The organism is Mesorhizobium sp. B2-1-8, assembly GCF_006442545.2.
Taxonomy (GTDB): domain Bacteria; phylum Pseudomonadota; class Alphaproteobacteria; order Rhizobiales; family Rhizobiaceae; genus Mesorhizobium.
The window spans coordinates 1549174-1574009 of record NZ_CP083952.1 but is presented as its reverse complement, the minus strand read 5'-3'; the positions used below and the strand labels follow the sequence as shown (position 1 = coordinate 1574009).

Sequence of the window (24836 nt, the reverse complement as noted above, 5' to 3'; positions counted from 1 at the left end):
AAGTTGCAGACTTTTCGGACCACGGTCATGCGTGAAACAGGAGGCGAAGCCATGAGCGTCAACGGCAGCCAGCGCGTCGACCTCGAGGTCATCGCCAATCTCATCCCGCCGCAATCGCGCGTGCTCGACGTCGGCTCCGGCGACGGCTCGCTGCTCGAATTGCTGCAGGAGACCAAGCAGGTCGACGGCCGCGGGCTCGAGTTGTCGCAGCGCGGCGTCAATGAATGTGTGGCGCGCGGGCTCTCGGTCATACAGGGCGATGCCGACAAGGATCTCGAATTCTATCCCGACAAGGGTTTCGACTTCGTCGTCCTGTCGCAGACCCTGCAGGCCACCCGCAATCCCAAACTGGTGCTCGACGAACTGCTCAGGATCGGCAACCGGGCGATCGTGTCCTTCCCCAATTTCGGCCATTGGCGGGTGCGCCTGTCGCTGTTCGTCAAGGGCCGCATGCCGGTGACCAAGGACCTGCCCTATTCCTGGTACGACACGCCCAACATCCACTTCTGCACCATCCGCGACTTCGTCAATTTGTGCGAGGAGCTCGGAGCGACGGTGGAGAAGGCGACCGCGCTCGACGCCAGCGGCCAGAAGATCGGCCTGTCGATGCCCTGGTGGTTCTGGAATTTCTTTGGCCAGCAGGCTGTGTTCCTGCTGAAGCGGTAGGCTTCCGCTCGGGCACGCCGCTATTTCAGGACGTCGGTGGCCTTGTGCGGATGTTCGACGCCGTCGGCGAATACCACGTCCGATCGCGAATTGGCGGTCCGCAGTGCCAGGATCGCCCGATAGGCCGGCGAATCATACCAGTCGCGCAGACGCTCCCTGTCAGGGAATTCGATGATGATGAGGTGGCCCGGCCAGTCGTTCTCCATCACCTCCAAATTGCCGCCGTGGACCAGGAAACGACCGCCGAAAGGCTCCAGCGTGGCATCGATTTTATGCAGATACTCGACGATCTGCGGCCCCATTGTAGCCTGGCGCATATGGGCAACGGCGTAGGCGGTCATGACGGTACTCCCTTTGATTTCGAGACCGGCCGGCCTGGTGAATGATCTTTTGCCCCAAGCACTCGCCAGGAAGCGATTACGCTCGAGGTAATGGAATGGACGCAGTCGCCAGAGCCTCCGCCAATCCTGGCGACGGTGACTTGCTTCCTTAGCAATGGAAATGGTGTTGCAGTTGAAGCGCTAAGAGCCGGAATTCATCACGCCAGGTCGGTCGAACCACGGCTCAATGGGTGACATAACAGGTTGTTTTTTGTAGCGTCGCACCGAATCCGATGAGGGCCATCCAGGGGGAAGTCCGATCCATTCAACCATCCTGCAGACCGAAAAGAGCTATCGGAAAGTGCATTTTCGCGCCGGAAACGGCTGACGCGATGGAGCATTTGCCCCTCATCACGGTCATCACACCGACCCACAACCGGCGCGAAACGGTGCTGCGCGCCGTGGAAAGCGTGCTTTCTCAAAGCATGACGCGGTTTGAGCATATCGTCGTCGACGATGGCTCGACCGACGGGACGGAAGCCGCGCTTGCGCGCATCCGCGACCCTCGGCTGATCTATGTCGGCGCGAAATGGCGCGGCGCCAATGCCGCCAGGAATGCCGGCATCGAGCTGGCGAGGGCGCCCGTGGTGACTTTTCTCGATTCGGACGATCTCTTCCTGCCGCACCGGCTCGAACGGACGCTGGCATGGTTCGACGACAATCCGGCGCTCGAAGTCCTGCTCTCTTCATATGTCTCGGTGAAGGGCGGCCGTGGCACCGCCTGCGTCAACCGCGGTGCTTTCCTCAGTCCGTCAATGCTGGAGCGGGCGGTGGTTGCGCAGACGGCCTTCATCGCCGGGTCGGCGATAACGGCCAGGCGGGAGGCTTTGCTGGCCATCGGCGGCTATGACAGCGACATTCCCCGGATGCAGGACCGGGAGCTTCTGCTGCGCTTCGCGCAGCGCTTCGGCGCCCAATTATCGGAAGATATCGACTGGACGAAGCACAATTCGCAGAATTCGATTTCGGGCCGCAGGGACGGCTATGTCGAAGCCTATGCGATCCTGATGAGCAAGCACCCGCACATCGCTCGCTCTTACCCCCATGTCCCACCCTTTATGATCGCGCGGCAGATCATCGCCGATATTCTCCGGGGGCGGATACCACAGGCATTTGCGGGATACATGGCCAACCGTTCGTCTGACGCGCTTGGTTATTCATTGCCGGAACTGGTCACCGGTTATCTTTACGGCCGTCGCTGGCGGCGCGATCTCTATGACGAAGTTCGCGGGAAGTTTGGAATTCCACCGGCCTGACGGCCAGGCCTATCGGTCCAGTTCCGGAAAATAGGGATCCGACAGGAACCGCCGGTCCCGTTCCCCCAGCAGGCAGTCGATCGGTGCGTCCATCTCGACGGGCGTGATTTTGGGCTTGTCCCGAACGCCGCTGACCTCAAGGATCAGCTTGCGCCGGATCGCCGTCGAAAACTCGTCGGCCGCATGGATCGGCAGCACGAAGGAACCAGGCCCGCCGGTCACGCACTGTGCATAATACTGATCGAGATGGCTGAAGCTCGGCGATGGCTTGATCACGATCGGCAAGCCGTTGATGACGATGCCCTTGGCAATCGCCGCATCGCGCGTCACGGTGACCGGCGGCCCGATATTGTTGGGGCCGTCGCCTGATATGTCGATGACGCTGCGTTCGCCCGCGAAATTGGTGCCGTCGAAAAGCTCGGTGCCGAAGGCAAGCGCGCTTGAAATCGAGGTGCCGCGGAAACTCCTGAAGGGGCGGGCCGCGAGCTTGTCGGCAAAGCTGTTGGCACTCTGCGCGCTGTCGATGATCTGCCAGCCGATGACCGCGTCATCGCGCACCGTGCCGGCCCATTCGAAATAGGCGAGCGCAATGCGTCCCGTATGGCCGGAGCGGACCGCCTGGATGAAATCGGCATGCCGCAGCGCCTCGACGTAGCCGGCGCGTTGAAGGGCGAACTCGGTCTCGTCCATCGACAGGGAGATATCGACCGCCAGCACCAGTTCGACGTCGACGGGCAGCGTATCCGGCGCCGAAGGAACCGGAGCGGCCTCGGCGCAAGCCAGGCAGGCAAGCAGGCTCATTGTCTCAAGCATGGCCAGCACAAGCGATGTTTCGATCGCGACATTCGCTCGCGATCACGGCGAAATAAAGCTTGTCGCAGGCGCGCCCGGTCGGTCCGATTGCCGGCTGTTCTATGCCTTGCGCTGTACGGCGACTGGCGGCGGTTCGATGGCACCTGCCCTGACGGGAGCGGGTTTCAGCGCGGGTGCGCCGGTATCCTTCACGATCGTCAGGGACCGCGGAAAGAACTGATTGTTGTGCAGGCCGCGTCCGATATTGATGATCGCGGCGTCCTTCAGATGCTTATCCAGCAGCGACAGCACACGCCTCAGCGACGGGCCGTCGAATGCATCCATCGCTTCATCGATGATCACCCATTTCGGCTTCCGCAAAGCAAGCCTGGCGAAGGCGAGCGATCGCTGTTCGTCATCGCCCAACTCACGGCCCCAGCGGGCCGACCGGTCGAGCGAGGATGACAGCCGCCCGAGGCCGACTTCGGCAAGCACCGCCGAGATATCGGCATCGCTTGCCGGAGCAACGCCATAAGGATGGTCAAGGACCTCGCGCAGCGTGCCGGCCGGGAAATAAGGGACACGAGGCACGAAGATGGGGGCCTCTCCCGCCGGCATGCCGATCTTCCCGCTTCCCCATGGCCACAGGCCGGCAATGGCGCGGAAGAACAGCGTCTTGCCGGCGCCCGGCTCACCGGTGATCATCACGCGCTCTCCGGCACGGATTTCGACATGCTGGTCGGAGAGCTTCGTGCAGCCCTCTGGCGAGGCCACCTGGAGTTTCTCGAACGTCAGGCTGCCATTGGCGTTTTCATCGAAGGAGATACGCTTCTCCTTGTCGTGCAGCACATCGGTTTCATTGAGCGCGATGCGGAAGTCGGCGACGCGCATCAGCGTGGCGCGCCAGTCGGCGATGCTGCCGATGTTGTTGATGAACCAGCGCAACGACGAATGCACCTGGTTGAAGGCGCCGACCGCCATCATCAGTCCGCCAAAGCTGATATCGCCCGAGAAATAGACCGGCGAGGCGACCAGGATCGGCGCCACTACGGTGATCCAGCCATAGGTGTCGGTTACCCAGGACAGGTTGATCTGGGCGGTGTAGATGCGCCGCATGGCGCCCAGCACCGTGCCGAGGTCGAGTTCGAGCCGTCGCTTGGCATCATTCTCGCCGCGGTACAGCGCGATGGCATCGACATTCTCGTTGACGCGCACCATCGAGGACCGCAGCTCCGCTTCGCGCGTATAGCGGTCGCTGTTGAGACGGATGAGCGGCCGCCCGACCAGCCAGCTCAGCCAGGAGGCGGTGCCGGCATAGAGGAACGCCGCCCAGACCATGTAGCCCGGTATCGCCAGCGACCAACCGCCAACGTGGAACACGAAGCCCGAAGACAGCTCCCACAACACGCCGACGAAAGACACGAGCAGTATGAGGGACTGCAGCAGGCCGACACCAAGATCGGTCGACAGGTCCGACAGATGCGCCGCATCCTGCTGCATGCGTTGGTCGGGATTGACGCCGATGGCGCCGGCATTGGCCAGCCGGAAAGCACGCGCCGGCCGCATCCACTGGTCGATCAAATCCAGCGTCAGCGCCTCGCGCAACTTCAGCCGGATCATCTGGTTGAGCCAGGTCTGGCCGATATTGAGCACCAGCAGCCCGCCGGCGATCATGGCAAAGACGAGAAGCTGGTGCAGGAAGGCGGCCATATCGCGGCGCGCCAGCGCGTCGTAAAAGGGTTGGTTCCAGCGATTGAGCAGAACCTGGCCGATCGACGTCGCGACGATGACGGCCATCATGCCGACCGACGTCCACAGCAACCATTTGCGAACCGGCGATTCTATCAGCGCCCGCTTGATCGTCGCCACCTGATCGCGCAGGCTGCTGACCACGGCGACCGGCTGAACGGTGGCCTGATTGTCCAGTTGATCAGCCATAGCCGAGGTCCTTGCGTTCAGGTGCGAAGCTCAAACCGGGTGAAGAGAGCCGACGACGGCAGCCTGTCAACCACTCAGCGAGTCCAGCACGACAGATAGGTCGGAAAGATGCCGCGCGATGCAAGTTTCCATCGCGATCACCAAGGTGTCACTTGCCGAGCCGACGATGCTTCGGCGCGGCGGCCGAGCCGTGTCGCGCCATGCGGCGACAGCACTGGCACAAAGACGCGGCGAGATGCACGCTGGGCCACCGGCACGCCTTGGTAAAGCCGCTTCTGCGCCTCGACGACGATGACACCGGAGAAGATCGGCCACAGCCGCCTGCCGGCACGCTCCAGCACATTGTGGAAGCGCATCATGAAGCGCCGCCGCGATGGCGGGAAAAACAGGGCATCGGACCACGCGGCGGGCGTGAAATTCGCCTCGCGCAGCAGTTCGGTGAGCTGCCCGCGTGAGAAAGGCCGCCCGTTGCCGAACGGCGTATGTTCGAAGCGCGCCCAGACACCGCGCCGGTTGGGCACGACGATGACGACGCGCCCCGCCGGCGACAGCACCCGCCAGATTTCGTTCAGCGTCTCGCGCGGGTTCTCGACATGTTCGAGCGAATGGACGAGCAGCATGCGGTCGATGCAGGAATCGACCAGCGGCAGTTCCTCGTCGAAGACCAGTGCCGTTGCCGTCGGCCCCGTCGCCGGCCAGACCACGGCGCCCTGGGTCGCCGGCATGAAGGCGAAGACCCGCTCGGCATCGGAGCCGAAGCGCTCCAGCCAGGGCAAGGTGTAGCCGAGGCCGACCAGACGCTCATTGGGCACAGCGGCCCATATCGACGACAGCGCCATGGTGATCGAGCGCTCGGCGAACCGGCCGAGCGTTGTCGAATAGAAGGAGCGAAGGTCGACGATGTCGGAATGCATGTCAGGGATGTAGCCGTGATATCGGCCGGATTCAACAAAAGGCCAAGGCGGCCGGCACGGCGGATCTCAATTCCCATCCCAGGATAATATTCGCTTCGACATCCCGGGATGACATTCACGCAGCGGCGCCCTATGTCTCCGGCGGTAAATGGAGAGACGCGATGCCGGTCGAAATCGAACAGTTCATGTGCCGCACCGACAATTTCGGCGTGCTGGTGCATGATCCCAAAAGCGGCCAGACCGCGATCATCGACGCGCCCGAGGAAGCACCGATCCTGGCCGCGATCAAGCGCACCGGCTGGACGCCGACGATGATCCTGACCACGCATCACCATGTCGATCACGTCGAGGCCAATCTGGCGCTCAAGGAGCGCTTCAAGCTGCGCATCGTCGGGCCGGAGGCGGAAAAGGCCAAGATTCCCGGCATCGACGAAACCGTCGAAGAAGGTTCCGTCCTTCATCTCGGCGATGAGCGCATCGAGGTGATCGCCACGCCCGGACATACCGCCGGCCATGTCTCCTACCATCTGCCGGCATCGAAAGTGGCATTCACCGCGGACACGCTGTTCGCGCTGGGCTGTGGGCGGCTGTTCGAATGCAAGCCGCCGGTGATGTACGAATCGCTGAAGAAGCTCGCGGCCCTTCCCGCCGAGACGACAGTCTATTGCGGCCACGAATACACGCTCGCCAATGCCCGTTTCGCGCTGAGCGTCGACCCCACCAACTCGGCATTGAAGGAGCGCGCCGCGCGGATCGAGGCGCTGCGGCTCGACAACAAGCCGACGCTGCCGACGACGATCGGCCAGGAACTGTCGACCAACCCCTTCCTGCGCTGGCACGATCCGGCAATCCGCAAACATCTGGGCATGGAAAAGGCTGGAGATGCCGAGGTCTTCGCCGAGATTCGCAAGCGCAAGGACAATTTCTGAGCAACATGCGAGCTTTCTGCCGATGACCAGTTCCGCGGAAATCATCGCAACGCTCGCACTGAAGCCGCACCCGGAAGGCGGCTGGTACGCGGAAACCTTTCGCGACGAAGCCGGCGGTGCGCGCGGCCATTCGACCGCAATCTATTTCCTGCTGGAACAGCACCAGCTTTCGGCCTGGCATCGGGTCAAGGATGCCGCCGAGGTTTGGCATTTCCATGCGGGTGCCCCGCTGGCGCTGTCTATGTCCGATGAAGGCGGCGCCATTATAGAGCAGGTTCTCGGCATCGACCTCGCGGCGGGCGAACGGCCGCAAATCGTCGTGCCGGCAGGCTGGTGGCAATCGGCGCGCAGCCTGGGCGAGTGGACGCTGGTCGGCTGCACGGTCGCGCCGGGTTTCGATTTCGCCGCCTTCGAATTGGCCGGGCCGGGCTGGCAGCCGAAGCCGCTTTAACCCAGCAAGAAACCCAGGGTAATTGCCAATTGGGCGGCGTAGTACAACACCCAGACGGCAAGGCGCATCCAGGCGCGATGCGGCGAGATGGCCGGCACTAAAAATTTCTCCGAGGCGAGCAGCCCGTCCGATGCCATGAACAGCACGGCGCCGCCGATCACCCAGGTACTGTCTATCGTCAGCGCCGACATGCCCATCGCCAGGATCGCAAGGACATAGACGGCAATCGGAATACGCAGGCCGGGACCGACACGACGCCAGAGCGCCGCCAGCATGACAATCGCGAACGCCGCCATGGCCAGTGCAATCGCGCCGCGCCAGGATTCGGCGGCAAGCAACTCCAATCCGCCGCCGCTGCGCAGGAACAGCACGACATAGACGGTGTGGGCGACGAGAAAGCTCGCCAGCCCGCCGAGAAATGCCTTTTCCCCGTCGCGCGACAGGAAGGCGTCACCAACCGCGCTCAATCCAACGGCGGCGACCAGCAACGGCGGGCCGCCCTGCTTTGCGGCCAGCACGGCAAGCATGGCCACGGCGAGTGTCTTTGCCGCCGAGCGGGCCAGCGTCGGCGGCATGCCAAGCGTGAAGGCATAGATCACCGCCGCCACCAGCGAAAAGATCAGCGTTGCATTGGCGTTGGCGTCGATGCCGCCGGCAAAGGGCATCGTCATGCCCGGGCTCCGCCTTCGGATGCCCGGGCTCCGCCTTCGGATGCCCTGGCTCCGCTTTCGGATGCCGCCGGCTTGCGCAGGAACAGCGACTTTGCCGCCAGCGCCGCGCCGCCAGTGATGAGCACGCAGGCGGCTAGAATGCGCAACGAAGGCTCGGCGACGCCGGCCGAGATCAGCACCAGTGTCGACAAAAGCGGTGCCGCGTAGCTTGCGGCACCCAGCACCTGGATGTTGCCGCGCTTGACGCCGATATCCCAGGCGTAGAAGGCCGCGCCCACCGGCATCAGGCCGAGCCCGAGCACGGCCAGCCACTGGCCGGCGCCGTCAGGCAGCACTGTTTCCTCGAGTGCCAGGTGGCAGGCGAGCGACAGCACGGCGGTTGCCGCGCAGAACCAGGTGACGATGCTGGTCGGCACCGACGGGAAACGTCGCGACAGCAGCGAATAGGATGACCATAGCAGGGCGCAGACGGCGGCCATGGCGTAGCCGAAGGTATAGCGGGTGTCGAAGGCCAGGCCGCCGCCCTTGGTGACGATCAGCACGGTGCCGGCAAGGCCGAGCAGGGCGCCGACGACATGGTTCCACGCCAGTTTTTCGCCCGGCATCAGCGCCGAGCCCAGCACGATCAGCAGCGGCCAGAGATAAGCGATCAGGCTCGCCTCCACCGCCGGCGCGCTGCGCAGCGCGGTAAAGTAGAAGAAGTGGTATCCGAACAGGCCGGCAATGCCGACTACCCAGACCTGCGGCGGGATCTTCTGGCTCCTATCGGTGACCGGCATGAACAGTCGTGCGACAAGCCCTACGCCCGTGCCGATCGAGAAAGTGATCGCCGACAACAGGAATGGCGGCACCTTGCCGGACGCATCCGTCAGCAACGCCAGCAACGCCCACATGGCGACCGCCGAAAAGCCGATCAGTGTCGCGCGCGCCATTCCGCCTCCAGTGGCGCGCCCCATTCTGTCCCCGGTGGCGTGCCTTATTGTACCGCTTCGAAACGCCCGGCGCTGATGGTCAAGGTGCCGATCTGCGTTCCAACCGTGGCGTGGATCGGCGCATATACGCCGGTTTGGCCAAGCGGTGCAAACGTCACCATCATGCGGCTTTTGTTCTTGAGATAGTTGAGTGCCTTGCGGCCCTTGCGATAGCCGGCCACCGGCTCGAAACCCATCTGGCAGGTGACGGTGTCGCCCTTGTAGCCCGGCACCGAGATCGTGCCTTTCGAGGCATAGGTCAGTGTCAGATCGGCACGCATCTCGCCATCGTAGAACTTGACCTTGCGGCCGCAGACCTGGTCTAGGCTGTCGGCATGAATGACGGTGGCGGCCATCGGATCAAGCACTGATGCCAGGTCGCCGGCGCCGACCGGCACCCAGGCCTTGGGATCGCGCTTGCCCGGAGCGGGGATGACCTGCGTCGAGATCACGTTGCCATCGGTAAAGCGGATGTCGATCGCGGACGCTTTCTTGCCGGAAGTGTAATCGGCGCGGAACGCCTGCGGCACCATTTTCTGCCCGGAGATCGTACCCTTGGACGAGATCGTGCCACGCGTATCGTCGAACAGCTTGGCCAGACCCGCTGCTGAGACGGTGCCATTGATCGCATAAACCCCGTTCTGATAGTTGCTGGAGAAAGTCGATCTTGCGATCGAGAAGCCAAGGAACGAAACTGTGTATTCGCCCTTGAACGACTGCGGCGAAGCAGCGGACGCGGCGGACGGCAAGGCGATGGCAAGCGCGGCAACCAGCGCGTGAGACGAACGAGGCATGGCGGGATCGGATCCTTGATTTTCGGCCGGAGGCGGGCGACTCCGGTCTGGCATGTCCCTATGAGACCGCTTATAGGAGGAAATCCGGCCTTAATATGAAATGCCGGGCGCTTCCTTAGGGAAGCCGGAGCTTGACGCCCCGGTGAAATGCAACTATGGAACGCCAACTTTTTCCATAAGGCCGCCTGATCAGAACCGCGCGCCACCCGGCGTGGGCACAAAGGTTTGGCAGGTCACGAGAGAACTGAAGGTTAGAACCATGTCCCGCACCTGCGAACTCACTGCCAAGGCAGTACAGACCGGCAACAATGTGAGCCACGCCAACAACAAGACCAAGCGTCGCTTCCTGCCGAACCTCGTCAATGTGACGCTGATTTCGGAAGCGCTGAACCAGAATGTGCGCCTGCGCATTTCTGCCAACGCGCTGCGTTCGGTCGAACATCGCGGCGGCCTCGATGCTTTCCTGGCCAAGGCCGACGTCAAGGAGCTGTCGCTGCGCGCGCGTCTCTTGAAGAAGCAGATCGCCAAGAAGACCGCCGAACAGGCTGCGGCTTAATTCGTCTTTCGGGCGGGGGACAACCGCCCTGGCCAACCTCTTGTTGGCCCACTGAGCATCGGATCGAGATCGCGAAGCGGCCATGGATTCGATGCTCGAACAAAGCGAGCGTGATCCGGTTTCGGCAAAACTCTCCGCTGGTTCCATTACCCAGGATAAAAAAATGTCTTCTTTTTCGCGATATTTGCCCTTTGTGGCCGCCATGGCGCTTGTCGTCGTGGCTTCGAACATCCTCGTGCAGTTCCCCATGCAGGGCCAGATCGGCGGCCTGTCGCTTGCCGACGTTTTGACCTGGGGCGCCTTCACCTATCCCTTTTCCTTCCTGGTCACGGACCTCGCCAACCGCCGCTACGGACCTGCGGTCGCGCGCCGGATTGTCTTTGTCGGCTTCATGACGGCGGTGGTCTGCTCCATCCTCGTTCCGCCCTTCCTGTTCCGCCATGGCTTCATCGAATTCGAGACATCAGCCGACCGGCTGGTGCGCATCGCGGCCGCTTCGGGCGCTGCTTTCCTGACCGCGCAGTTGCTCGACGTCACCGTGTTCAACCGGCTGCGCCGGCAGAGCTGGTGGCGGGCGCCGATCGTCGGCACACTGGTCGGATCGGTGTTCGACACCGTCGTGTTCTTCGGTGTCGCTTTTTCGGCCGCCTTTGCATTTGTCGGTCCAAGCGACGGTTTTGCACTCGAGAGCGCCCCATTGATGGGCGTGTTTCATGTCGATGGCATGCGCTGGGTGTCCTGGGCGCTTGGCGACCTCAGCGTGAAACTGATCATCGCTGTCGTGGCACTGATCCCCTACCGGCTGCTCGCCGCCCGCTGGAGCCAGCCGGCCATTGCCGCGGTCTAGGCCGTGATTCCCTGGATCCAGCTGGACTCCGCAAAAACGCCCGACGGCCGGCAGGAATTGCGGCTGAAACGGCGCGGTTCCGAATTCTCGATCATGCTCGGCACCAACGAGCTGATGAACAGCCGGCTGAGCGGCTCCGAGGAAGCGCTGGCGAAACTGTCCTGTCAAAGGATTGCGGGCCATCTTCGGCCGAGAATCCTGATCGGCGGGCTTGGTATGGGTTTTACGCTGCGCGCTGCTCTCGCCGAACTGGGCAACAATGCCGAAATCATTGTCGCGGAACTGGTGCCGGCCGTCGTCGCCTGGGCGCGCAGCCCGATGGCCGCGATTTTCGCCGGCTCGCTCGATGATTCCCGCGTCACCATCCGCGAAACCGATGTCGGCCAGTTGATACGGTCCGAGCCCACAGCCTGGGACGCGATCCTGCTCGACGTCGACAACGGCCCCGAAGGCATTGTCCACAAGGGCAATGACGCCCTCTACAGCGCGGCTGGCCTCTCCGCCGCGCGTACCGCCCTCAAGCCGGGGGGTGTGCTGGCGGTGTGGTCGCAGGGGCCCGATGCCGGCTTCACGCGGCGGCTTAAACAGGCAGGCTTCGCCGTCGAGGAAGTCAACACGCGCGCCAACGGCAAGCGCGGCGCGCGCCATGTCATCTGGATAGCCACCAAAGCCTCATGATCTTGGCCACGGCGGCCGCGGCTAGTTTGACCGCTGAAGTTCGGCGGCAAGGGCCTCCAGCAGCCCGCGGGTCCCCTCCTCCCGTCCCTTGGCGGAATCGATACCGTCGAAGAAGGCGCCTTGCTCGGTGTAGGTCAGCCTTGTGCCATCGCCCGATGGCGTCAGTTCCACGGTGGTGAGCGATGCCGACATGGGCTGCGGCCCGATCGCCATCCTGTAGGAAAACACGATGCGCTGGTCGGCAACGATGTCCTGGAATTGCGCGTCGAGCCTGACCTCCGGACCGCCGCCATAGCTGAAGCGAGACACCTCGCCGCCGCCGACGCGAAAGTCGAAGCTGAATTCGGCAACGGCAAAACCATCGCCTTCGACGCGCCAGCGCCGCACCGTCGCCTTGTCGGCGAAGGCATGGAAGACACGTGACGGCGATTGCGGGTAGGTCCGCTCGATGGTGAAGGTGGAGTGGATGACGGAATGCTCGTCCTTGACGGGGGCGATCTGGTTCATTGATGTTCGTCCTTTTCCTGATCCTGACTTATCTTGGGGGATTGGTCTGTCTCGGCCAGAATCTGGCCAAGACGGTCGAGATGGCGTTCCGCCAGGGTGCGGCGTTCGGCAATCCAGTCGGCGAGCGGGGCGAGCCCGCCCGGTTCGATCCGGCAGGTGCGCACCCGCCCGATCTTTTCGCTGCGGATCAGACCGCAGGCCTCCAACGCCTGGAGATGCTGCAGCACGGCGGCGAAGGTCATGCCGAACGGCTCCGCCAACTGGCTGACGGTGGCCGGTCCGCTGCTCAACCGTTCCAGGATCTGCCGGCGGGTGGGCTCGACAAGAGCGCGAAGAATGCTGTCGATCTCTGAATGGTTAAGCATGGACTTGAGTATTGCCCACACACCTTCAATTGTCAAGTCGCGACTAAAGTGTTTCCGCAAACGCGGTTCATGGCCGAAAACCCCGATCCGATTCAGTGGCTTGTCAGGGACAACGCTGGGAATGGCCGACGCAATGGACAAGATTGCCAATGCACATCGCGCAGGAGCTGCCGCTCAATCCTGGTGCAGTATGAATTCCAGGTAGAGATTGCGCTGCAGGATCGAGTGGTTGTCGTCGGAGATCAGCGACACCATCAGCGCGCCGTCATCGCGGGTCCAGACGTCGAGGCCTTCCATATTGTCGATCTGGTAGCCCATGTCGGCTTGCAACAGCACCGGCCCGTCGGCAACGGCGCCCTTCTCGACGCTTTCACCATGGATGCGCCGCAGCCGCATCCTGAGGCCGCCCGCCATGGTGAAACTGCGCTCCAGCAGCAAAAGATCGCCATCGGGCAGAAAGGCGCCATCGGTAATGTCGAAATCGTCGTTGCGCCTGACGGTGAAGACGCCCTTGCGCGGCCCGTCGATGATGGCGGCGTAGATGTTGCCTGATTTGTCGAGGCTCTTCTCCGAGACCACGACCAAGCCGCCTCGATGCTGGCCGTTGGCATTTGAATGGGTGACTGTCTCGAAGCCGCGGTTCTGCCGCAGTTCCCGCGCCGGCACCAGGAAATCCAGCTGCCTGAACGGCGCTTTCATGTTGTCCGGGTCGATCTTGAACTGGACGACGCGGTGGTTGCGCTCGAAACCGACAGTGGCGATGCCGTCCTTGACCGCGAGGCCCTCGGCGTCGACTTCCCATTTTTCGTCGATCGGCTGGCCGCTCTGGTCCACCATTTGCTGCATGCGAAAATTCTGGATGCCGACGGGTCGCCTGTCGGCGTCTCGGGCCACCGAACCGAAGAACCAGTAACCGGTATCGGCCACACCGATGAAATCGCTGCCGGCTTTCAGAAATCGAAAGGCCGACAGCGCGCCGAAATCGCGTGATGGCGAAGTCATTTCCAGCCCGCCCACGAATTCGAGCTGGCCAAACTGCTCGTCGGTACGGTCGATATGGAATTCGGTGATCGGGCGGGCCGAGACTGCGACAGGCTCAACTGCAGCCGGGCCGGCTGACGCCGAAGCCATGCCGGCAAGCAAGGCGATGGCGGCGAAAAGCGCGTGCCGAAACCCGCCTCGCGAAAAGATCATCCGGCGCGCCGCATGCCGCCGCGGCGCGTATCCTTCGCGCTTTCCTCGGCAAACAGCGAAGCCAGTTGCTCGGTCATGGCGCCGGCCAGTTCCTCGGCGTCGACGATGGTGACGGCCCGTCTGTAATAGCGGGTCACGTCATGGCCGATACCGATGGCCAGCAACTCGACCGGCGAACGCGTCTCGATCAGTTCGATGACGGCGCGCAGATGGCGTTCGAGATAATTGCCCGGATTGACCGACAGCGTCGAATCGTCGACAGGCGCGCCGTCCGAGATCATCATCAGGATCTTGCGCTGTTCGGGCCGGGCGATCAGCCGGTTGTGCGCCCACAGCAGCGCCTCGCCATCGATGTTTTCCTTGAGCAGGCCTTCGCGCATCATCAGGCCGAGATTGCGCCGCGCCCGCCGCCACGGGTGGTCGGCCGACTTGTAGATGATGTGGCGCAGATCGTTCAGCCGGCCCGGGTTCGGCGGCTTGCCGTCCTTCAGCCACTTCTCGCGCGCCTGTCCGCCCTTCCACGCCCGCGTGGTGAAGCCGAGGATCTCGACCGAGACGCCGCAGCGCTCCAGCGTGCGCGCCAGGATGTCGGCGCAGGTGGCGGCGACCGTGATCGGCCGTCCGCGCATCGAGCCGGAATTGTCGAGCACCAGCGTCACCACCGTGTCGCGGAATTTGGTGTCGCGCTCCTGCTTGAACGACAGCGGCTGCATCGGATCGATCACCACGCGCACCAGCCGCGCCGGATCGAGATAGCCCTCTTCCAGGTCGAAATCCCAGGACCGGTTCTGCTGCGCCATCAGCCGCCTCTGCAGCCGGTTGGCGAGCCGCCCGACGACGCCGGACAGATTGGCGAGCTGCTTGTCGAGGAAGGCGCGCAGCCGGTCGAGCTCTTCCTCTTCGCAGAGCTCCTCGGCGCCGACCGTCTCGTCGAAAGCCGACGTGTAGACCTTGTAGTCGATTTCCTTCGGCAGATTGGTGAAGGGATTTTCGTTGCGGCGCGCCTCGCCGGGCGTCTCGGCATCGGCATCGTCATCATCCGACAGATCGTCGGCCGTCGCGTCGGAGGCTTCCGTCTCCGCCGATTGCTCGTCGTCCGCCGATGCCTCGGCGTCCTCGGACTGCGACTGCTCGGAGCCGGAATCGTCTTCGCCGCCCTCCTCGCTCTGTTCCTCGCCTTGCGGCTGGTTGTCGTCATTGTCCTCGGAGTCTTCGGTCTCCTGGTCGTCGCCGAGTTCCTCGGCCATTTCCATGGAGGCGAGCATCTCGCGCACGACGCGGGCGAAGGCTTGCTGGTCCTCGAGCTTCTCCGACAGGCCGTCGAGGTCGGCCTTGGCCTTCTCCTCGACCCACGGCCGCCAGAGTTCGACCAGCCGCTCGCCGCTCTTCGGCACCGGCCGGCCCGTCAGCTTCTCGCGCACCATCAGCGCGAGCGCCTCCTCGATCGGCGCGTCGGCCTTGTCCTTGACGTCGACGAGATTAGCCTTGGCGTATTTGTCCTCCAGCATCGAGCCGATATTGTCGGCGACGCCCTGCATGGCGCGGCTGCCGATCGCCTCGACGCGGGCCTGCTCGACCGCATCGTAGATGGCGCGGGCAGCCTTGCCTTCCGGTGCCAGCTTGCTGTGGATGCGAACATCATGGCAGGCGCGCTTCAACGCCATGGAATCGCCGAGCCCGCGGGTGATCGCGATATCGGCCTTCGATGCCTTCTTGGGCAGTTCGGGCAGCCGCGCGCGGCTGCCCGCCAGCGCCGGCCTGTCCTTGGCGAAGCCGACTTCCATCTCCTTGTCGCCGGCGATGGCGCGCATGCAGACGGTGACGGCGCGCTTGAAGCTGTCGGCTTCAGACCCCGTCTTCGACTTGTTGCGCGTATTGTCGCCCGGACCCGCCATCGAGGCTCTGCTTAGCCCAGCACCACGTTGGCCGCGCTCTCCGGCAGATCCTGGCCGAAGGCGCGTTGGTAGAACTCGGCGACCACCGAACGCTCGAGCTCGTCGCACTTGTTGAGGAAGGTCAGCCGGAACGCCATGCCGATATCGCCGAAGATCTCGGCGTTCTCGGCCCAGGTGATGACGGTACGCGGGCTCATCACGGTCGAGAGGTCGCCATTGATGAAGGCCGAGCGCGTCATGTCGGCGACGCGCACCATCTTGTTGACGATGTCCTTGCCCTTGGTGTCGCGATAGTGCTTGGCCTTGGCGAGCACGATGTTCACTTCATTGTCGTGCGGCAGATAGTTCAGCGTGGTGACGATCGACCACCGGTCCATCTGCGCCTGGTTGATCTGCTGGGTGCCGTGATAAAGCCCGGTCGTGTCACCCAGCCCGACCGTGTTGGCGGTCGAGAACAGGCGGAACGCCGGATGCGGGCGGATGACCCGGCTCTGGTCGAGCAGCGTCAACCGGCCCGACGATTCCAGCACGCGCTGGATGACGAACATCACGTCCGGACGGCCGGCATCGTACTCGTCGAAGCACAGCGCGACATTGTGCTGGTAGGCCCAGGGCAGGATGCCGTCGCGGAATTCGGTGATCTGCAAGCCGTCCTTGACCACGATCGCGTCCTTGCCGACGAGGTCGATACGGCTGACATGGCTGTCGAGATTGACGCGCACGCAGGGCCAGTTGAGGCGGGCGGCGACCTGTTCGATATGCGTCGACTTGCCGGTGCCGTGATAGCCCGACACCATGACGCGGCGGTTGTAGGCGAAGCCAGCGAGGATCGCCAAGGTCGTCGCCTTGTCGAACAGATAGTCGGGATCGATGTCGGGCACATGCTCTGATGTCACCGAATAGGCCGGCACCACCATCTTGGACTCGAAGCCGAATTTCTCCTTCACCGACACCGTCGTGTCGGGCAGATTGGCGATGTCGCGATCGACCTTGTTCATATCTCTCAACGTCTCCACGGGCGAAACGTCGCGTTTCGCCGGCAATCCATTTTGTTCGGGGGCGGTCTTAGAGCGTTTTCCAACCTTATGAAAGTTGGAAAACGACACAAACCGTAGGGTCGCTCAGCACAGGCCTGCCTGTTTGAGCACGCGATAGGCCTGAAGCACATCACGGAACCGGTCTTCCGAACCTCTGTCGCCGCCATTCGCATCCGGATGGTGACGCTTCACCAGTTCCTTATAGCGCGCCTTGATGTCCTTGCCAGTCGCCTTTGTATCAAGGCCAAGCGTTTCCAGCGCCTTGGCCTCAAGCGGCTTGGCCTTGCGCTCGCGCGCCTCGCGCGGATCCTTCGGCCCCTTGAACAGGTCGAACGGGTCACGCATGCGGTTGTAGTAGCCGGCGCGGCCGGAGCGCATCTGCGCCATATCGGGCGACGATCGCGTCGAGGCGCCGTTGGCGCCCATCTTCCAGGTCGGCCGGTGGCCGGTCATCGCTTCCTTCTGGAAGCGCGCGACCTCGGTGTCCGGCACGCCGGAGAAGTAGTTGAAGCCCTTGTTGTACTCGCGCACATGGTCGAAGCAGAAGCGGAAATACTCGCCCTCCTTCATGCGCCCGACCGGCGCGCGATGCGTGCCCGCCTCCTTGCAGCCATCCCACTGGCAGATCGGCGCGTGCGACTTCACCTCCGCGTCCTTGTCGGGGCGGACGCGAATCTTCTCGAAATATTTGGGATACGGCTTCATCTCACCCATTTATGGGGCGTTCCCAGATGCGAAACAAGAATTGACATTTTCGCGATCATCGCCCTAACCGCTGAATCGCGGCTTAAAGCGGGCGAATGACTGATTTTGTTGCGCCAGCGGCCTTGTGAAACCGATTTTTGGTTTTCACGGGCGGCGCCAACCATATGTGGTGAAGGGAGAAGACGATGTCCATACAGGCGACCATGGAAGACAAGCTCAACAAGGCATTTGCGCCCGAGCGGCTGGTCATCCTCAACGAAAGCCATCTCCACGCCGGCCATCATCACGTGGAATCCAGCCACCACGCCGAGTTCGACGGCTCCGGCGAGACGCATTTCCGTGTCCGCATCGTCTCGCCGAATTTCGCCGGCATGAGCCGCATCGACCGTCACCGCGCCGTCAACGAACTGCTGGCCGACGAGTTGAAGGCGGGCGTGCACGCGCTGGCGATCGAGCCTGCGGCGCCCGGCGAACAGACGCGCTGGTAAGGCCGTTTCCGTCGCCGCTTGGCGGCCGCGGTCAAATCACGGCTTCGATCAGGAACGGCCCGCGCCGCGACAAAGCATTGTCCAGCAGCGCGTCGAAACGTTCGCAGGTATCCGCACACGCCGCCTCCACGCCCATCCCTTTGGCCAGCGAGACCCAGTCCAGCGCGGGATGGTCGAGATCGAGCATGCGCCTGGCATTCTCGCCGATCGCGTTCACGCCGACATTACGCATCTCGCCATGCAGGATCGCATAGGTGCGGTTGGAAAAGACGATCGTCACCACGTCGAGATGTTCCCGCGCCTGCGTCCACAGGCCCTGCACCGTGTACATGCCGCTGCCATCGGCCTCGAGATTGATCACCTTGCGGCCGGGACAGGCAATCGCGGCGCCCGTCGCCAGCGGGATGCCGCCGCCGATCGACCCGCCCGTGCCCATCATGTAGTCGTGCGGTGCGGCAAAGGCCGACAGCGCGAAGAAACGCCGCGCCGAGGTGACGGCCTCGTCGCAGACGATCGCGTCGGCCGGCAGCTTTCTCGCGACGGACAGTGCAATTGCGTCTTCCGTCAGCCGGCCGTTCGGCGTTGCCTCGTCAGGAAAGGCGCTGGCAACCACTGTCTGCTGTGACGGCTTGACGCCCAGTTCGTCACGAAGTGCTTCCAGTGCCCCATGAAGGTCCTGCCCGTGGGCGGCCAGCATCAGCACCATGCAATCATCGCGGACAAGCCGCCCGGGCTTTCCCGGATAGGCGAAGAAGGCGACCGGCTCCTTTCCGCCGACCAATACAAGGACATCGAGATCCCCGAGCATCGCCGTCGCCGCGTCGACCGGATAGGGGATGCGCGTCGGCGCGACACGCCCACGCCCGCGCTGCATCCGTGCGATCAGGACCTCACTGAACAGCCTGACATCGCAGGCTGCTGAAATCTGACCCGCGATCTCGAGAGCATCGGCCCGTGCCGCCCGCCCACGAACAATCATGCCAACACGGCCCGGAGCCGCGCGGATCGTCGCGGCGATCGTTCGCACGGCCCCCGTGTCGACGGCCGGCGGTGGCGCGAGTTGCACCTTGGCGGGCGAAACCGCGTCGGCCTCGCCCCAGGCGGCATCGGCCGGGAGGATCAGCGTCGTGACACCAGGCGGTGTCAGCGAGGCGCGAAAAGCCGCCTCCGTGGCCGGCTGGACATCGGCGGGCCCTTCGATGCGTCGAACCCAGTTGGACATCGGCGCCGCGAGGCCCTCGATGTCGCTGGTCAGCGGCGCGTCGAGCGGCAGATGGTATGAGGCGTGGTCGCCGACGATGTTGATCATCGGGCTCCTGGCGCGTCGGGCGTTGTGCATGTTGGCAAGACCGTTGGCCAGCCCCGGCCCGGTATGCAGCAGCGTCGCCGCGGGACGGTCGGTCATGCGCGCATAGCCGTCGGCCGCACCCGTCACCACGCCCTCGAACAGGCCAAGCACACAACGCATCTCGGGCTTGCGGTCGAGCGCGGCGACGAAATGCATTTCGGATGTGCCGGGATTGGCGAAGCAGACTGTCACATCATTGGCCAGCAGCACTTCGCACAGGACATCGGCGCCATTCATGCAAATTTCTCCCATTCACGAAGGGCAGTTGCACCCGCGGACGTCCGCACGGCAATATCCCGCCGCCGCTTTTGGCATGATCCAGCCACGGAGCGCGGTGGCTGTCAGCGCGTCCCATCCCTGCCGAGGTCGCGGTCGATCTCCAGATCGCAAGAGTCTCCGCGGACGCTGCGAGCGTTCAATCAGGATAGGGCAGCCATTCGGGCCGGAGCGATGCCAGGATTTTGATGCCAGATGCATGCGCGCCGACGGAACAAATAATGCCATCCCGCAGTTGATACGTGGGCCCCGCCAGAATGGCTCTGAAGGCAACGATCATGCGAGAGAACCAATCCGACGTCTTCCACCTCTTTTCGGAAATTTATGCAAACGCCGCCCAAGAGGAAATAAGCCTCCAGCAATATCTGCTTGCCTGCCGCGAGGACAAATCGATGTATGCCTCGGCGCCGGAACGAATGGTCGAGGCGATCGGCGAGCCTAACCTAGTCGACACCAGCAAGGACGAGCGGCTCGGCCGCATTTTCTCGAACCGGACCGTCAAGATATATCCCTCCTTCTCCGAGTTTTACGGGATGGAGGATACGATCGAGCGCATCGCCGGATATTTCCGATATGCCTCTCAGGGCCTCGAGGAACGCAAGCAGATCCTCTACCTCTTGGGTCCGGTCGGCGGCGGCAAATCTTCCTTGGCCGAACGGTTGAAAAAATTGATGGAGGAGCGCCCGATCTACACGCTCAAGGTCGGCAACCAGATCAGCCCGGTTTTCGAATCGCCGCTTGGCCTGTTCCATCCCGATCGCATGGGCGATCTCCTGGAGGACAAATACGGGATAGCCCGGCGCCGCCTCAACGGGCTTATCTCGCCATGGGCGGCCAAGCGCCTCGACGAATTGTCCGGCGACATCTCCAAATTCAGCGTCGTCAAGCTGATGCCGTCGCGGCTGCGCCAGATCGGCATAGCCAAGACCGAGCCTGGCGATGAGAACAATCAGGACGTCTCGGCCCTGGTTGGCAAGGTCGACATCAGGCAATTGGAAAATTTCAGCCAGTCCGACCCCGACGCCTATTCCTACAGCGGCGGACTGAACCGGACGACGCAGGGTCTGCTCGAATTCGTCGAGATGTTCAAGGCGCCCATCAAGGTGCTGCATCCATTGCTGACGGCGACCCAGGAAGGCAGTTACAACGGCACCGAGAATTTCGGCGCCTTTCCCTATCAGGGCATCATCGTTGCCCATTCCAATGAATCCGAGTGGCAACAGTTCAAGAACAACAAGAACAATGAGGCGTTTCTCGATCGCATCCTCGTGGTCAAGGTGCCGTATTGCCTGCGTATCACCGAAGAGAGGCAGATTTACGAAAAGCTGCTGCGCGAGAGTGAATTGGCGGCCAGCCCCTGCGCGCCCGAGGTGTTGGATATCCTCAGCCGATTCAGCGTCTCGACCCGCCTTGCCGAGCACGACAATTCGCCGCTGCACACCAAAATGCGCGCCTATGACGGCGAGAACCTGAAGGAGATCGACCCGAGGGCGAAGTCAGTCCAGGAATATCGCGACGCCGCCGGCGTCGACGAAGGCATGACCGGCGTCAGCACGCGCTTTGCCTTCAAGATCCTGTCACAGACGTTCAACTATGACACCGCGGAAGTGGCCGCCGATCCTGTGCATCTGATGTACATACTGGAAGAGGCGATCAAGCGGGAGCAGTTTCCGAAGGAGATGGAAGCCGCCTATCTCGAGTTTATCAAGTCGGAACTGGCCGCCCGTTACGCCGAGTTCATCGGCCACGAAATCCAGAAGGCCTATCTGGAATCCTATAGCGAATATGGCCAGAACCTGTTCGACCGCTACATCGCCTATGCCGATGCCTGGATCGAGGACCAGGACTACAAGGACCCCGACACCGGCCAGATCCTCAACCGCGAGGTGCTGGATAACGAATTGTCGCAGGTCGAAAAGCCGGCAGGCATCGCCAATCCGAAGGATTTTCGCAACGAGGTGGTGAAGTTCACGCTGCGGGCCCGGGCGCGCAACCACGGCCGCAATCCGTCATGGACGAGCTACGAGAAGCTGCGCGAGGTGATCGAAAAGCGCATGTTCGGCCAGGTCGAGGACCTCCTGCCGGTAATCAGCTTCGGCTCCAAGCAGGATAGCGTCACCGAAAAGCGGCACACCGAATTCGTCCAGCGGATGGTGGAGCGCGGCTATACGGAACGGCAGGTCCGCCGGCTGGTCGATTGGTACATGCGGGTGAACAAGGCGGGCTGAGAGCAGCCCGAATGGTTGCATGCCGATCTTTATCGACCGCCGCCTGAATCCGAAGGACAAAAGCCTTGGCAACCGCCAGCGCTTCCTCAGGCGTGCCCGCGAGGAACTCAAGCGCAGCATTCGCGACCAGATCCGCAGTGGACGGATCGCCGACGTGGACGCGGAGCATGCCGTGCCGATGCCCGAGAGAGGCACCGGCGAGCCGACTTTCAATGACGCGAGGGACACCGGCCGGCGCCGGCACATCCTGCCGGGCAACAGGCAATTCGCACAGGGTGATCTGATCCCCAAACCCGGCCAGGGCGGAGGCATGGGCGGTTCGTCACCGGGAAACACCGCATCCGAGGACGACTTTCGTTTCGTCCTGTCGCGCGAGGAGGTGCTCGATCTTTTCTTCGAGGATCTCGAACTGCCCGACATGGTGAAGCTCAATCTCAAGGAGATCCTTGCTTTCAAGCCGCGCCGGGCGGGTTTCGCCGCCACTGGTTCGCCGACCAACATCAATGTCGGCCGCACGATGCGCAACAGCCACGGCCGCCGCATTGCGCTCAGGCGCCCGAAGCAAGCGGCGGTCGACGCGATCATGCAGGACCTCGCCTCGCTGGAGGCCGCACGGCCCAATGCTCAGACGCGCGAGCGCGTCGCGGCCCTCAAAGAGGAGATCGAGCGGCTGGAGCGCCGGCGCCGGCGGATTGCCTTCGTCGACCCGGTCGACATCCGGTTCAACCGCTTCGACCCGACCCCGGTGCCGAACGCGAAAGCGGTCATGTTCTGCCTGATGGACGTGTCGGGCTCGATGGGCGAGCGTGAGAAGGACCTGGCCAAGCGCTTCTTCGTGCTGCTGCACCTGTTCCTGAAGCGACGTTATGAGCGCACCGAAATCGTCTTCATCCGCCATACGCACGAAGCGCAGGAGGTGGATGAGGAAACCTTCTTCTACTGCACGCAAAGCGGTGGCACCGTCGTTTCTACCGCACTCGAGGAAATGCATCGCGTGATCAAGCAGCGTTATCCCGCGAGCGAGTGGAACATCTACGCCGCGCAGGCTTCGGACGGCGACAATTTCGCCACCGATTCCGAGCGCTGCATCGCCCTGCTGAACGGCAAGCTCATGCGCCTGTGCCAGTATTTCGCCTATGTCGAGATCATCGACGAACGCGAGAGCCACATCTTCGGCGCGACCGAAAACGGGACATCGCTCTGGCGGGCCTACAGCGCCATCGAATCGAACTGGCCGAACTTCCAGATGAGCCGCATAGCCACGGCCGCCGATATCTATCCCGTCTTTCGTCGGCTCTTCGCCAAACAGCCCGCGCTCCGCAAGAGCGCCTGAGGGGAAACCATGGCCAGGACAGCCAGCAAACCGGGTTTGCTCTTTTCCGGATCCGACTGGGATTTCCAGAAATTGTCGCAGGCTTATGAGGCGATCGCGGCAATCGCCGTCGAGGAGCTCAAGCTGGACACCTATCCGGTGCAGATGGAGATCATATCTTCGCAGCAGATGCTCGACGCTTACTCATCGGTCGGCATGCCGCTGATGTATCGTCACTGGTCGTTCGGCAAGCATTTCCTGTATCAGGACTTTCTCTACCGCAAGGGCGGACGGGGGTTGGCCTATGAACTGGTCATCAATTCCAATCCCTGCATCGTCTACCTGATGGAGGAAAACACCATGGCCTTGCAGGCCCTGGTGACGGCGCATGCAGCGCTCGGACACAATCATTTCTTCAAGAACAATCATCTTTTCCAGCAGTGGACCGACGCCGGGGGGATTCTAAGCTACCTGGAGTTCGCCAAGGGCTACATTGCCCGATGCGAGGAGCGGCACGGATTGTCAGCCGTGGAAAGCATTCTCGACAGCGCTCACGCGCTGATGGAGCAAGGCGTGTTCCGATATCACAGGCCGCCAAAGCTGTCGTCCGAGCGGCAGCGTGAAGGGTTGCGCGAGCGCCTGGAATATGAAGAGCGCTCCTACAACGACTTGTGGCGCACGCTGCCTCCTTCACAGGACACCAGCAAGACCGAGAAGAAGGATGAAGGCCTGGCGGAGCGGAAGAAATCGCTCAACCTGCCTGAGGAAAACCTGCTCTATTTCCTCGAGAAGAACAGCCTTGTCCTGGAGCCCTGGCAACGCGAGATCATCCGCATCGTGCGTGTCGTTGCGCAGTATTTCTATCCGCAGCGGCAAACGCAGGTGATGAATGAAGGCTGCGCCACCTTCGTGCACTACACCCTCATGAACGCATTGTTCGACCGCGGCCAGATCGGCGAGGGCGCCATGCTCGAGGTCCTGCGCAACCATTCCAATGTGATCTTCCAGCCGGCCTTCGACGACTCCCGGTTCTCCGGTATCAATCCGTACGCGCTCGGCCTCGACATGATGCAGGACATCCAGCGCATTTCGACCGAGCCGACGGCGGAGGACCGCGACTGGTTTCCCGACATTGCGGGTCGCGGTGACTGGCGCGACGTGCTCCTGGACGCATGGGCCAATCACCGCGACGAATCCTTCGTCCGCCAGCACCTCAGCCCGGCCCTGATACGGAAGTGGCGGATGTTTGTCCTGGCCGACCAGGCCGACGACGCGCATTACGAGGTCGCCTCGATCCACAATGAGCGCGGCTACCAAAAGATACGCGCCGCGCTGGCCCACAGCTACGATGTCGGGGCGAGCCGGCCGGATATCCAGGTTGTGGATGTCGACCTGCTCGGTGACCGGCATTTGCGGCTGCAGCACAAGGTGAAGGAGGGCGTACTGCTCGACGGTGGCAGCCGCGACGCGACGCTGCGCCATATCCGAACCCTCTGGGGTTATGAGGTCAGCCTGGCCGCGGTTGATGCCGAAACCGGTGCGACGCTCAACGAACGCTCCAGCAGTGACTGTTGAGTTTCGGCCTCGGCTTTCATCGGACGCTGTCGGGCGGAACGAGTAGAACACGCTCCGCGGACG

At 62.8% G+C, this 24836-nt stretch carries 25 protein-coding genes; 11 read left to right on the top strand and 14 right to left on the bottom strand.

The annotated features are described in order from the left end of the window. Nucleotides 1-51 precede the first annotated feature (51 nt). Nucleotides 52-666: a methionine biosynthesis protein MetW gene (gene metW, locus FJ970_RS07710; RefSeq protein ID WP_140754331.1), complete on the top strand. Its 615-nt coding sequence runs from the start codon at nucleotides 52-54 to the stop codon at nucleotides 664-666. 20 nt (nucleotides 667-686) lie between these two features. On the opposite strand, the gene FJ970_RS07705 is transcribed toward metW, so the two are convergent. Then, complete coding sequence (locus tag FJ970_RS07705; protein WP_140754333.1) at nucleotides 687-1007, bottom strand: DUF1330 domain-containing protein; 321 nt, start codon at nucleotides 1005-1007, stop codon at nucleotides 687-689. A 371-nt stretch (nucleotides 1008-1378) separates the two neighbouring features. Between FJ970_RS07705 and FJ970_RS07700 the strand changes: the two genes are divergently transcribed. Then, on the top strand, nucleotides 1379-2302 hold the full coding sequence (locus FJ970_RS07700; RefSeq protein WP_140754335.1) for a glycosyltransferase family 2 protein: 924 nt from the start codon (nucleotides 1379-1381) through the stop codon (nucleotides 2300-2302). 9 nt (nucleotides 2303-2311) lie between these two features. On the opposite strand, the gene FJ970_RS07695 is transcribed toward FJ970_RS07700, so the two are convergent. The 3 genes from FJ970_RS07695 to FJ970_RS07685 all read right to left on the bottom strand — a co-directional run bounded on the left by FJ970_RS07695 (nucleotide 2312) and on the right by FJ970_RS07685 (nucleotide 5946). After that, entirely contained in the window at nucleotides 2312-3115 is an 804-nt protein-coding gene (locus FJ970_RS07695) for a DUF1194 domain-containing protein (protein WP_140754337.1), read from the bottom strand. Between the two features lie 99 nt (nucleotides 3116-3214). Beyond that, nucleotides 3215-5032: an ABC transporter ATP-binding protein/permease gene (locus FJ970_RS07690; protein WP_140754339.1), complete on the bottom strand. Its 1818-nt coding sequence runs from the start codon at nucleotides 5030-5032 to the stop codon at nucleotides 3215-3217. 137 nt (nucleotides 5033-5169) lie between these two features. Further along, a complete protein-coding gene (locus tag FJ970_RS07685; RefSeq protein WP_140754341.1) occupies nucleotides 5170-5946 on the bottom strand; it encodes a class I SAM-dependent methyltransferase in 777 nt (258 codons plus the stop codon). 161 nt (nucleotides 5947-6107) lie between these two features. On the opposite strand from FJ970_RS07685, the gene gloB reads away from it, so the two are divergent. Beyond that, nucleotides 6108-6875 carry a hydroxyacylglutathione hydrolase gene (gene gloB / locus FJ970_RS07680; RefSeq protein WP_140754343.1) on the top strand — a complete coding sequence of 256 codons (768 nt, stop codon included), beginning with the start codon at nucleotides 6108-6110 and terminating at the stop codon, nucleotides 6873-6875. Nucleotides 6876-6897: 22 nt separating this feature from the next. Further along, nucleotides 6898-7326 carry a cupin domain-containing protein gene (locus tag FJ970_RS07675; protein WP_140754345.1) on the top strand — a complete coding sequence of 143 codons (429 nt, stop codon included), beginning with the start codon at nucleotides 6898-6900 and terminating at the stop codon, nucleotides 7324-7326. Here FJ970_RS07675 and FJ970_RS07670 read toward each other — a convergent pair. From FJ970_RS07670 to FJ970_RS07660, 3 genes are read right to left on the bottom strand one after another with little or no spacing between them, the layout of a single operon-like run. Beyond that, a complete protein-coding gene (locus tag FJ970_RS07670) occupies nucleotides 7323-7997 on the bottom strand; it encodes a lysoplasmalogenase (protein ID WP_140754347.1) in 675 nt (224 codons plus the stop codon). The two genes, FJ970_RS07675 and FJ970_RS07670, sit on opposite strands and share 4 nt — an antisense overlap. Then, on the bottom strand, nucleotides 7994-8929 hold the full coding sequence (locus FJ970_RS07665; protein WP_140754349.1) for a DMT family transporter: 936 nt from the start codon (nucleotides 8927-8929) through the stop codon (nucleotides 7994-7996). Before FJ970_RS07665 ends, FJ970_RS07670 begins: the two co-directional genes overlap by 4 nt. A 44-nt stretch (nucleotides 8930-8973) precedes the next feature. Beyond that, on the bottom strand, nucleotides 8974-9762 hold the full coding sequence (locus FJ970_RS07660; RefSeq protein ID WP_140754351.1) for a DUF3108 domain-containing protein: 789 nt from the start codon (nucleotides 9760-9762) through the stop codon (nucleotides 8974-8976). A gap of 259 nt (nucleotides 9763-10021) precedes the next feature. On the opposite strand from FJ970_RS07660, the gene rpmB reads away from it, so the two are divergent. The 3 genes from rpmB (at nucleotide 10022) to FJ970_RS07645 (ending at nucleotide 11843) form a co-directional block, all read left to right on the top strand. Then, nucleotides 10022-10318, top strand: coding sequence for a 50S ribosomal protein L28 (rpmB, locus tag FJ970_RS07655; RefSeq protein WP_140754353.1), 297 nt, complete (start codon nucleotides 10022-10024; stop codon nucleotides 10316-10318). 163 nt (nucleotides 10319-10481) lie between these two features. After that, on the top strand, nucleotides 10482-11165 hold the full coding sequence (locus FJ970_RS07650; RefSeq protein ID WP_140754355.1) for a queuosine precursor transporter: 684 nt from the start codon (nucleotides 10482-10484) through the stop codon (nucleotides 11163-11165). Between the two features lie 3 nt (nucleotides 11166-11168). Beyond that, a complete protein-coding gene (locus FJ970_RS07645; protein ID WP_140754357.1) occupies nucleotides 11169-11843 on the top strand; it encodes a spermidine synthase in 675 nt (224 codons plus the stop codon). A gap of 21 nt (nucleotides 11844-11864) precedes the next feature. Here FJ970_RS07645 and FJ970_RS07640 read toward each other — a convergent pair whose 3' ends face one another. The 6 genes from FJ970_RS07640 to FJ970_RS07615 form a co-directional block, all read right to left on the bottom strand. Further along, a complete protein-coding gene (locus FJ970_RS07640) occupies nucleotides 11865-12350 on the bottom strand; it encodes an SRPBCC family protein (RefSeq protein ID WP_140754359.1) in 486 nt (161 codons plus the stop codon). Next, nucleotides 12347-12715, bottom strand: coding sequence for an ArsR/SmtB family transcription factor (locus FJ970_RS07635; protein WP_140754990.1), 369 nt, complete (start codon nucleotides 12713-12715; stop codon nucleotides 12347-12349). The genes FJ970_RS07640 and FJ970_RS07635 overlap by 4 nt, the downstream gene beginning before the upstream one ends. Nucleotides 12716-12889: 174 nt before the next feature. Beyond that, nucleotides 12890-13909: an esterase-like activity of phytase family protein gene (locus tag FJ970_RS07630; protein WP_140754361.1), complete on the bottom strand. Its 1020-nt coding sequence runs from the start codon at nucleotides 13907-13909 to the stop codon at nucleotides 12890-12892. Next, a complete protein-coding gene (cobT, locus tag FJ970_RS07625) occupies nucleotides 13906-15804 on the bottom strand; it encodes a cobaltochelatase subunit CobT (protein WP_140754363.1) in 1899 nt (632 codons plus the stop codon). The genes FJ970_RS07630 and cobT overlap by 4 nt, the downstream gene beginning before the upstream one ends. Nucleotides 15805-15815: 11 nt before the next feature. Beyond that, a complete protein-coding gene (gene cobS, locus FJ970_RS07620) occupies nucleotides 15816-16802 on the bottom strand; it encodes a cobaltochelatase subunit CobS (RefSeq protein ID WP_140754365.1) in 987 nt (328 codons plus the stop codon). A 123-nt stretch (nucleotides 16803-16925) separates the two neighbouring features. Next, nucleotides 16926-17555, bottom strand: coding sequence for a J domain-containing protein (locus tag FJ970_RS07615; RefSeq protein ID WP_140754367.1), 630 nt, complete (start codon nucleotides 17553-17555; stop codon nucleotides 16926-16928). A 176-nt stretch (nucleotides 17556-17731) separates the two neighbouring features. Here FJ970_RS07615 and FJ970_RS07610 point away from each other — a divergent pair, with 176 nt between their 5' ends. After that, complete coding sequence (locus FJ970_RS07610) at nucleotides 17732-18034, top strand: BolA family protein (RefSeq protein ID WP_140754369.1); 303 nt, start codon at nucleotides 17732-17734, stop codon at nucleotides 18032-18034. Between the two features lie 31 nt (nucleotides 18035-18065). Here FJ970_RS07610 and FJ970_RS07605 read toward each other — a convergent pair whose 3' ends face one another. After that, nucleotides 18066-19619, bottom strand: coding sequence for an acetolactate synthase large subunit (locus FJ970_RS07605; RefSeq protein WP_140754371.1), 1554 nt, complete (start codon nucleotides 19617-19619; stop codon nucleotides 18066-18068). A 317-nt stretch (nucleotides 19620-19936) separates the two neighbouring features. Here FJ970_RS07605 and FJ970_RS07600 point away from each other — a divergent pair, with 317 nt between their 5' ends. Genes FJ970_RS07600 through FJ970_RS07590 form a run of 3 tightly spaced genes read left to right on the top strand, consistent with a single transcriptional unit; the run spans nucleotide 19937 to nucleotide 24773 of the window. Further along, on the top strand, nucleotides 19937-21886 hold the full coding sequence (locus FJ970_RS07600) for a PrkA family serine protein kinase (RefSeq protein WP_140754373.1): 1950 nt from the start codon (nucleotides 19937-19939) through the stop codon (nucleotides 21884-21886). 19 nt (nucleotides 21887-21905) lie between these two features. Next, a complete protein-coding gene (locus tag FJ970_RS07595; RefSeq protein ID WP_140754375.1) occupies nucleotides 21906-23219 on the top strand; it encodes a YeaH/YhbH family protein in 1314 nt (437 codons plus the stop codon). Nucleotides 23220-23228: 9 nt separating this feature from the next. Next, nucleotides 23229-24773 carry a SpoVR family protein gene (locus FJ970_RS07590; protein WP_140754377.1) on the top strand — a complete coding sequence of 515 codons (1545 nt, stop codon included), beginning with the start codon at nucleotides 23229-23231 and terminating at the stop codon, nucleotides 24771-24773. The last annotated feature ends 63 nt before the right edge of the window (nucleotides 24774-24836 follow it).